This window comes from Streptosporangium vulgare (assembly GCF_042428775.1).
Classification (GTDB): Bacteria; Actinomycetota; Actinomycetes; order Streptosporangiales; family Streptosporangiaceae; genus Streptosporangium; species Streptosporangium vulgare.
Map to the genome: position 1 here is coordinate 1 of NZ_JBHMBS010000065.1, position 9,160 is coordinate 9,160.

Consider the following 9,160-nt stretch of genomic DNA (forward strand, 5'->3'; position numbering starts at 1 on the left):
CCCCGACACCACCGCCGCCGCGATCTCCCCCTGCGAATGCCCCACCACCGCGACCGGCTCCACCCCGAAGCTCCGCCACACCTCCGCCAGCGAGACCATCACCGCCCACAACACCGGCTGAACCACCTCCACCCGCTCCAAACCCGCACCGCCACGCACCACCTCCTCCAACGACCACCCGACAAACGGCTCCAACGCCTCAGCACACTCGGCGAACCGCTGCGTGAACACCGGCGAGGACTCCAGCAACCCCGCCCCCATCCCCACCCACTGCGAACCCTGACCCGGAAAAACAAACACCCCACCGGCCGACCCCGAACCACCCAGCACCCGGCCTTCGACCACCTGACCACCCACCACCACCGCACGATGCTCAAACCGCGCCCGCCCCGAAACCAGCACCCGAGCAGCACCCGCCGAAACCACCCGACCCCGCACCGCCCCCACCAAATCCCCCACCGCACCCACCGACCGACCCGACACCACCAACGGCACCGGACCGGCCGCCCGCCGGCCTTCCGTGACCTCCCCGGCTCCCGCATCCCCGTCGGCCGCCGGGACATCCGCCGCCTCCGGCCCCTCCTCGACGATCACGTGCGCGTTCGTGCCGCTCATGCCGAACGACGACACCGCGGCTCTCCGGGCTCCGGCGTTCCTCGGCCACTCACGTGCCTCGGTCAGCAGCGACACCGCACCCGAGGACCAGTCGACGTGTGGTGACGGCTCGTCCGCGTGCAACGTCCGCGGCAACACCCCGTGCCGCATCGCCATCACCATCTTGATCACACCCGCCACCCCCGCGGCGGCCTGCGTGTGACCGATGTTCGACTTCACCGACCCCAACCACAACGGCCGCTCCCGATCCGGGCCGTAGGCGGCCAACAGCGCCTGCGCCTCGATCGGATCACCAAGCGCCGTGCCGGTCCCGTGCGCCTCGACCGCGTCCACCTCCGAGGCCGCCAGTCCCGCATCCGCCAGCGCCTGCCCGATCACCCGCTGCTGAGAAGGACCGTTCGGCGCCGTCAACCCGTTCGACGCCCCGTCCTGATTCACCGCCGAACCCCGCACCACCGCCAGCACCCGATGACCGTTCGCGCGGGCGTCCGACAGGCGCTCCACCAGCAGCATGCCGACGCCCTCCGCCGCGCCGAACCCGTCGGCGGCGGCGGAGAACGGTTTGCACCGGCCGTCGGGAGCCAGGCCACGCTGGCGGCTGAAGAAGCGGAACATGCCGGGAGTGGACATGACGGCGATGCCACCGGCGAGGGCGAGCGAGCACTCGCCACGGCGCAGCGCCTGGGCGGCCAGGTGCAGCGAGACGAGCGACGACGAGCAGGCCGTGTCGACGGTGAGCGAGGGCCCCTCGAGCCCGAGGAGGTAGGCGACCCGCCCGGAGGCGACGCTGGCGGTGGTGCCGGTGAGGAGGTGTCCGTCGAAACCGGCGGGCTGCTCGTGCAGCCGGGTCAGATAGTCCTGGTAGCTGAGGCCGACGAAGACGCCGGTCTGGCTGCCGCGGACCGAGGTGGGGTCGATCCCGGCCCGTTCGAACGCCTCCCAGGAGGTCTCCAGCAGCAACCGCTGCTGCGGATCCATCGCCAGCGCCTCGTTCGGCGAGATCCCGAAGAATCCGGCGTCGAACTCCAGGGCGTCGTAGAGGAAACCGCCGTGTCGTACGTAGCTCTTGCCCGGCCGGTCGGGGTCGGGGTCGTAGAGCCCCTCCAGGTCCCAGCCTCGGTCGGTGGGGAAGTCGCCGATGGCGTCCCCACCCTCGGCGACCAGCCGCCACAGATCCTCCGGCGAACGCACCCCGCCGGGAAAACGGCAGGCCATCCCCACGATCGCGATCGGGTCCTCGGCGGTGACGGTGACGCGGGGCTCGGGGAGCCGTCCGGCCGTCCCGGTCACCGTCGACACCAGGTGCCCGGCGAGGGCCTCGGGGCTCGGGTGGTCGAAGACCAGCGTGGCGGACAGCCGTACGCCGGTCACCGCGTTGAGGCGGTTGCGCAGGTCCACGCCGAGCAGCGAGTCGAACCCGAGGTTCTTGAACGGCAGGTCGGTCCGTACCGCACCGGGGTCGTCGTGCCGGAGCACGGCGGCGACCTGGGTGCGTACCAGATCCAGCGCGACGCGGCCCCGTTCGGCGTCGCCCAGGCCCGCCAGCCGGGCGGCGAAGCCGTCGTCGTGCGTGTCCGCCACGGCGACCGCCCGCGCCTCGGGCACACCGGCCAGCAGCGGCCTGGCACGCGAGGCCGTGAAGGCCAGGTGGAAGCGCGGCCAGTCGATGTCGGCGATGGTGATCGCGGTCTCGTCGTGGTCGAGCGCCTGGCGCAGTGCCTGGAACGCCAGGTCGGGCGTGAGTTCGCGCAGGCCGTGCGCCCTGCGAGTGTCGTCTCGCACCCAGTCACCCGAGTGGATCACGGTGGCGGACAGCCCTCGGGCGCGCCGGGAGCGGGCGAGCGCTTCGAGGTAGGCGTGGCCTGCGGCCGTGCCCGCCCGTTCGGGGGTGCCCAGGGTCCCGGCGAGGGAGGAGATCAGCACGAAGGCGTCCAGGTCGCCGGTGAGCTCGTCGAGGATCGTCGCGCCTTCGAGGTGCGGTCGGGCGGCGGCGACGATCCGCTCGGGGGTCAGGTCGTCCAGCGGGGCGTCGTCTCCCGCGCCGGCCGCGTGGACGACCGCCGTCAGCGGCTGGTCGGCGGGGATGCCGCCGAGCAGCGCGACGACGGCGTCCCGGTCGGTGATGTCGCACGCGGCCACGTGGATGCGGTCCCCCGCCTCGTCTCGCGGCGTCCGCGCGTCCGGGGCGGCGGCGCCTCGGCGCCCGGCCATCAGGACGCGGTCGGCCCCCTGCTCCGCGAGCCACCGGGCGACCCGCGTCGCGACCATGCCGGTGCCCGTGACCAGCACCGTCCCGTGTGGACGCCAGGACCGCGCCGGGGGCGCGCCGTTCAGCGGAGACCGCACCAGACGGCGTACCAGGACACCTTCCGCGCGTACGGCCACCTGGTCCTCGTCGTCGCCGGCGGCGAGGACCGTGGCCAGGTCCCCCGCGACGGCCTCCGTCACGGTCTCGGGCAGGTCGATCAGGCCGCCCCAGCGGTGGGGCCGTTCCAGGGCGATCACCCGGCCCAGGCCCCAGAGGGCCGCCTGGCGGGGGGCACGCGGCGGGTCGGCCTCGCCGGTGGCGACGGCGCCGCCGGTCACCAGCCAGAGTGGGCTCTCGACACCCGCTTCCGCGAGCGCCCGCACCAGCCGCGTGGTCGACGCCAGGGCCTCGGCCTCGTCGAGGAGCAGCAGGGACAGCGTGCCCGCGGCGTCCGCGTGTCCGCGCAGCGCCGCCGACACCCCTTCCGCGTCGACCGGGACCACTACGGGGGTGGCGCCGCGAGCGCGGAGCGCCTCCGCGCACAGTCCGGTGAGCGGGTCGTCCTGATATCCGGATGGTACGGCGACCAGCCAGGTCCCGGAGAGCGGCGCGGGTTCGGCGGTGGCTCTCCGCTGCCATTCGTCGCGGTAACGGCATTCGTCCGCGGTTGTCGTCGCCGGACCACCGGACCGGGCGGCGGGGGACGCGAGCCAGTAGTGCTTCCTCTGGAAGGGGTAGGTGGGCAGGTCGGCGTCCGGGTCCGGGTGCGCGTTTCCGAACGCCGGGGACCAGTCCACTTCCACCCCGTGGACGAACGCCTCACCCAGCGACAACAGGAACCGATCCATCCCCCCTTCGTCGCGGCGCAGCGTCCCCACCGCCGCTCCTTGGACTTCGGCCGCTTCCAGGGACTGCTCGACCCCCAAGGTCAGTACCGGGTGCGGGCTGATCTCGACGAACACCCGATGCCCGGCCTCGATCAGCCCCCGCGTCGCTTCGGCGAACCGCACCCGCTGCCGCAGATTCCGGAACCAATACCCCGCGTCCAACGGCTCATCCAGCCACCGCCCGCTCACCGTGGAAAAGAACGGCACCTGCGGCACCCGCGGCGAAATACCCGCCAGTGCCTCCACCACCTCAGAGCCGATCTCCTCCATCTGCGCCGAATGCGAGGCGTAATCCACCGCGATCACCCGCGTGCGTACCCCCGCCGCCTCACACTCGGCCACGAACCCCGCCAACGCTCCGGCGTCTCCTGACACCACCGTCGAGGCCGGACCGTTCTCCGCCGCCACCGACACCCCACCCCACCCCGCGACCCGCTCCTCCACCTGCCGTGCCGGAAGAGCGACCGACGCCATCCCACCTCGTCCCGCCACCCCACCCAGCAACCGACTCCGCAACGCCACCACCCGCGCACCATCACCCAACGACAACCCCCCCGACACCACCGCCGCCGCGATCTCCCCCTGCGAATGCCCCACCACCGCGACCGGCTCCACCCCAAAGCTCCGCCACACCTGCGCCAACGACACCATCACCGCCCACAATGTCGGCTGAACCACCTCCACCCGCTCCAAACCCGCACCGCCACGCACCACCTCCTCCAACGACCAGTCGACAAACGGACCTAGCGCCTCACCGCACTCGGCGAACCGCTGGGCGAACACCGGCGAGGACTCCAGCAACCCCGCCCCCATCCCCACCCACTGCGACCCCTGACCCGGAAAAACAAACACCCCACCGGCCCCGCTACCACTACCTAGAGCCCGGCCTTCGACCACCTGACCACCCACCACCACCGCACGATGCTCAAACCGCGCCCGCCCCGAAACCAGCACCCGAGCAGCACCCGCCGACACCACCCGACCCCGCACCGCCCCCACCAAATCCCCCACCGCACCCACCGACCGACCCGACACCACCAAAGGCACCGAAACCCCAGAAACCCCCAAAGACCCGGAAAACTCGACCACCGGCCCCTGCTCCAACACCACATGCGCGTTCGTGCCGCTGGCACCGAAGGAGGAGACCCCGGCCCGCCGGGGATGGTCGGCTCCGGGCCACTCACGTGCCTCGGTCAGCAGCGACACCGCCCCCGAGGACCAGTCGACGTGTGGTGACGGCTCGTCCGCGTGCAACGTCCGCGGCAACACCCCGTGCCGCATCGCCATCACCATCTTGATCACACCCGCCACCCCAGCGGCGGCCTGCGTGTGACCGATGTTCGACTTCACCGACCCCAACCACAACGGCCGCTCCCGATCCGGGCCGTAGGCGGCCATCAACGCCTGCGCCTCGATCGGATCACCAAGCGTGGTCCCGGTCCCGTGGGCCTCGACGGCGTCCACCTCCGACGCCGCCAGTCCCGCGTTGGCGAGCGCCTGCCGCACCACCCGCTCCTGCGCCAGGCCGTTCGGCGCGGTCAACCCGTTCGACGCCCCGTCCTGATTCACCGCCGAACCCCGCACCACCGCCAGCACCCGATGACCGTTGCGCAGGGCGTCGGAGAGGCGTTCGACGACGAGCACCCCCGCCCCCTCCGACCAGCCCGTGCCGTCGGCGGCGGCGGAGAACGGCTTGCACCGCCCGTCGGGGGCCAGGCCGCGCTGGCGGCTGAACTCGATGAACGGGGTGGGTGTGGGCATCACGGTGACGCCGCCGACGAGGGCGAGCGAGCACTCGCCCTGGCGCAACGAGGTGGCGGCGAGGTGAAGCGCGACGAGCGAGGTCGAGCAGGCCGTGTCCACCGTGATCGCCGGACCCTCCAGGCCGAACGTGTAGGCGACCCGGCCGGTGGCGATGCTGCCGACGTTGCCGGACAGCAGGTGGCCCTCAAGCTCCTCGGGCAGGGCCCGCGGGTCCGTGACGTAGTCGTGGTACATCACACCGGCGAAGACTCCGGTCTGGCTGCCACGCAACGACGACGGATCGATCCCCGCCCGCTCCACCGCCTCCCACGACGTCTCCAGCAACAACCGCTGCTGCGGATCCATCGCCAACGCCTCACGCGGAGAGATCCCGAAGAACTCCGCGTCGAACTCCCCGGCGTCGTGGAGGAAACCGCCGGAGCGCGCGTAGCTGGTGCCCCGATGGTCGGGGTCGGGATGGTAGACGGCCTGCCATCCCCGGTCGGTGGGGAAGTCGCCGATGGCGTCCCCACCCTCGGCGACCAGCCGCCACAGATCCTCCGGCGAACGCACCCCGCCGGGAAAACGGCAGGCCATCCCCACGATCGCGACGGGTTCGCCGGACGGGACAGGGCGGGGCGCCTCGCGGGGTTCGGGCCTGCCCGCCCTGAGGTGTCTGGCGAGGGCCTCGGGCGTCGGGTGGTCGAACACGATGGTGGCGGGCAGCCGCAGCCCGGTCACCTGGTTCAGCCGGTTCCGCATCCGCACCGCGAGCAGGGAGTCGAAACCGAGGTCCTTGAACGCGGTGCCGGTCTCCACCTGGCCCGGGTCGGCGTAACCGAGGACGTCGGCCACCTGGGCCCTCACCAGGTCGAGCAGCTCTCGTTCGCCGAGCTCGGCGATCGCCGGGGCGGCGTCGGCGGCCCTCCGCACGGGGGCGCGGACGAGGCTCCTGAGCGGCGGCGGGAGCGGGGCGTCGGCCGGTCGGCGTGCCGCGCCGGGGTCCAGGCGCGCGGGGACGAGCAGCGGCGCACCGACGGTAAGGGCGGCGTCGAAGAGTTCGAGACCTTCCTCGGTCGGCATCCGGGTGACACCGTTCTCGGTCCACCAGGTGACCTCGGTGTCGTCGAGGTCGCCGGTGAGCGCACTGCGCTGCTCCCACGCCCCCCAGGCCAGGGAGACGGCGGGCAGCCCCAGGGCGCGGCGGTGCTGGGCGAGGGCGTCGACGTAGGCGTTGGCGGCGGCGTATCCGGCCTGACCGGGCGCGCCCAGGACGCCCGAGAGCGAGGAGAACAGCACGAACGCGCCGAGGTCCCGCCCGAGGGTGAGTTCGTGCAGGTTCAGCGCGGCGTACGCCTTGGGACGCATGACGGCGTCGAGGCGGACGGGGTCCAGCGACTCGACGATCCCGTCGTCCAGGACGGCGGCGGCGTGCACGACGGCCACCAGGTCGGAGGTCCGGTCGAGGACCGCGGCGAGCGCGTCGCGGTCGGCCGCGTCACAGGCGGTCACGGTCACGTCGGCGCCCAGCCCGCGCAGCTCGGTCACGAGGTCCGAAGCCCCGGGGGCGGCGGGTCCGAGGCGGCCGAGCAGGAGCAACCGCCGGACGTCGTGCTCGCGTACGAGATGGCGGGCGATCTGGCCGCCGAGGGTCCCGGTACCGCCGGTGATCAGGACGGTGCCGTCCAGGCGCGGCAGGCCGGCGCCCGTCGCGGGGCCGGTCCTGGCCAGCCGGGGGACGAGCGCCCGGCCTCCGCGTACGGCCACCTGCGGCTCGTCGGGTACGAGGATCGGCTGGTCGCCGTCTCCCAGGTCCACCAGGACGAAGCGGCCGGGGTGCTCGGACTGGGCGGAGCGGAGCAGTCCCCACACGGGCGCGTGGCCGGGAGCGACGGTCTCCCCGGGGGTGCCGGTGCCGACCGCGCCCCGGGTGACCACCACAAGCCGGGCGGAGACGAACCGCTCCTCGGCGAGCCACTGCCGGACGATCCGCAGGGCCCACCGGGCCGCCTCGTCCGGACCGGCCTCCCGGGGAGCCTCCACGAGCACGGTGGCGGGGACGGGCTCGGGCACGGCGGCGAGGTCAGGGTGCAGGACGAGCGGGGCGACCGGCCGGCCGTCCCGCGCCGGGGTCCAGTCGACGGTGAACAGGGACGCGACAGGACGGCCGGTGAGCCGCCTCACCGGGACGGGACGCACGGTGAGGGAGTCGACGTCGATGACGGGCCGGCCCTGCTCGTCGGCCGCCTCCACACGGAAGGCGTCCGTGCCGGTGGGGGTCAGCCGCACGCGCAGGGTGGTCGCGGCGCGGGCGTGCAGCCGGATCCCGGTCCAGGCGAACGGCAGCAGGACCTCGCCGTCGCCCGCGCGCATCTCGCGGGCGTGCAGGGCGGCGTCCAGCAGTGCCGGGTGGATGCCGAACCGGGCCGCGTCGTCCTGGCCGGACGGAGGCAGGGCCACCTCGGCGTAGACGTCGCCGCCGTGGCGCCAGGCCGCGCGCAGCCCCTGGAACGCGGACCCGTAGGCGTACCCCTGCTCGGCGAGCCGGTCGTAGCGGTCGCGGACGTCCATCGGCTCGGCACCGGCGGGCGGCCACACCGACCCGCCCACAGCCGGTCGCCGGGGATCGTCCATCAGCCCACCCGCGACCGGTTGCCGCAGGTCGTCCACGGGCCTGCTCGGCGCCGGTCGCAGCGGGTCGTCCACCGGCCCGCCTGCGGCAGGGCCGAGCAGGCCGCTCGCGTGCCTGGTCCAGGTGTCGGAGCCGTCCTGCCGTGAGGAGACGTGCACCGGCCGGACGCCCGTCGTGTCTCCGGCACCGGCGACGACGCGGAGGCGCACGCCTCCGCGCTCGGGGAGGAGCAGCGGCGCCTCCAGGGTCAGCTCCTCCACCTGGCCGAGCCCGGTGTGCGCGCAGGCGTGCACGGCGAGTTCGGCGAACGCCGCACCGGGCATGAGCACGGTTTCCCGTACGGTGTGACCGGCCAGCCACGGATGGGTCTCCAGTGACACCCTGCCCGTCCACACCAGGCCGTCCTCGTCCGCGCCGTCGAGGACGGCACCGAGCAGAGGGTGCTCATCGGGAACGAGGCCGAGGCCGTGCGCGTCGGCCGCCGGGGGCGGTGCGTCCAGCCAGTAGCGCCGGCGTTGGAAGGGGTAGGTGGGCAGGTCGGCGTCCGGGTCTGGTTGCGTGTCGCCGAATGCTGGGGACCAGTTCACTTCCACCCCGTGGACGAACGCCTCGCCCAGCGACAACAGGAACCGGTCCATTCCCCCCTCGTCGCGGCGCAGTGTCCCTATCGCCGCGCCTTGGACTTCGGCGGCTTCCAGGGACTGCTCGACCCCCAAGGTCAGTACCGGGTGCGGGCTCACCTCCACGAACACCCGATGCCCGGCCCCGATCAACCCCCGCGTCGCCTGAGCGAACCGCACCCGCTGCCGCAGATTCCGGAACCAATACCCCGCATCCAACGGCTCATCCAGCCACCGCCCACTCACCGTGGAAAAGAACGGCACCCCCGGCACCCGCGGAGTCACCGACCCCAACGCCTGGGCCAGCTCCTCACCAAGCTCCTCCATCTGCGCCGAATGCGAGGCGTAATCCACCGCGATCACCCGCGTGCGCACCCCCGCCGCCTCACACCCGGCCACAAACCCCGCCAACGCC

Annotated in this window: 1 protein-coding gene; it reads right to left on the reverse strand. The window is 73.2% G+C overall.

Features of this window, described 5'->3' with window-relative positions; translation table 11 throughout:
- Positions 1–9,144 (reverse strand): SDR family NAD(P)-dependent oxidoreductase (locus ACFFRH_RS43770; protein ID WP_386164067.1); only part of this gene is annotated, 9,144 nt, incomplete at its 3' end.
- Positions 9,145–9,160: the final 16 nt, after the last annotated feature.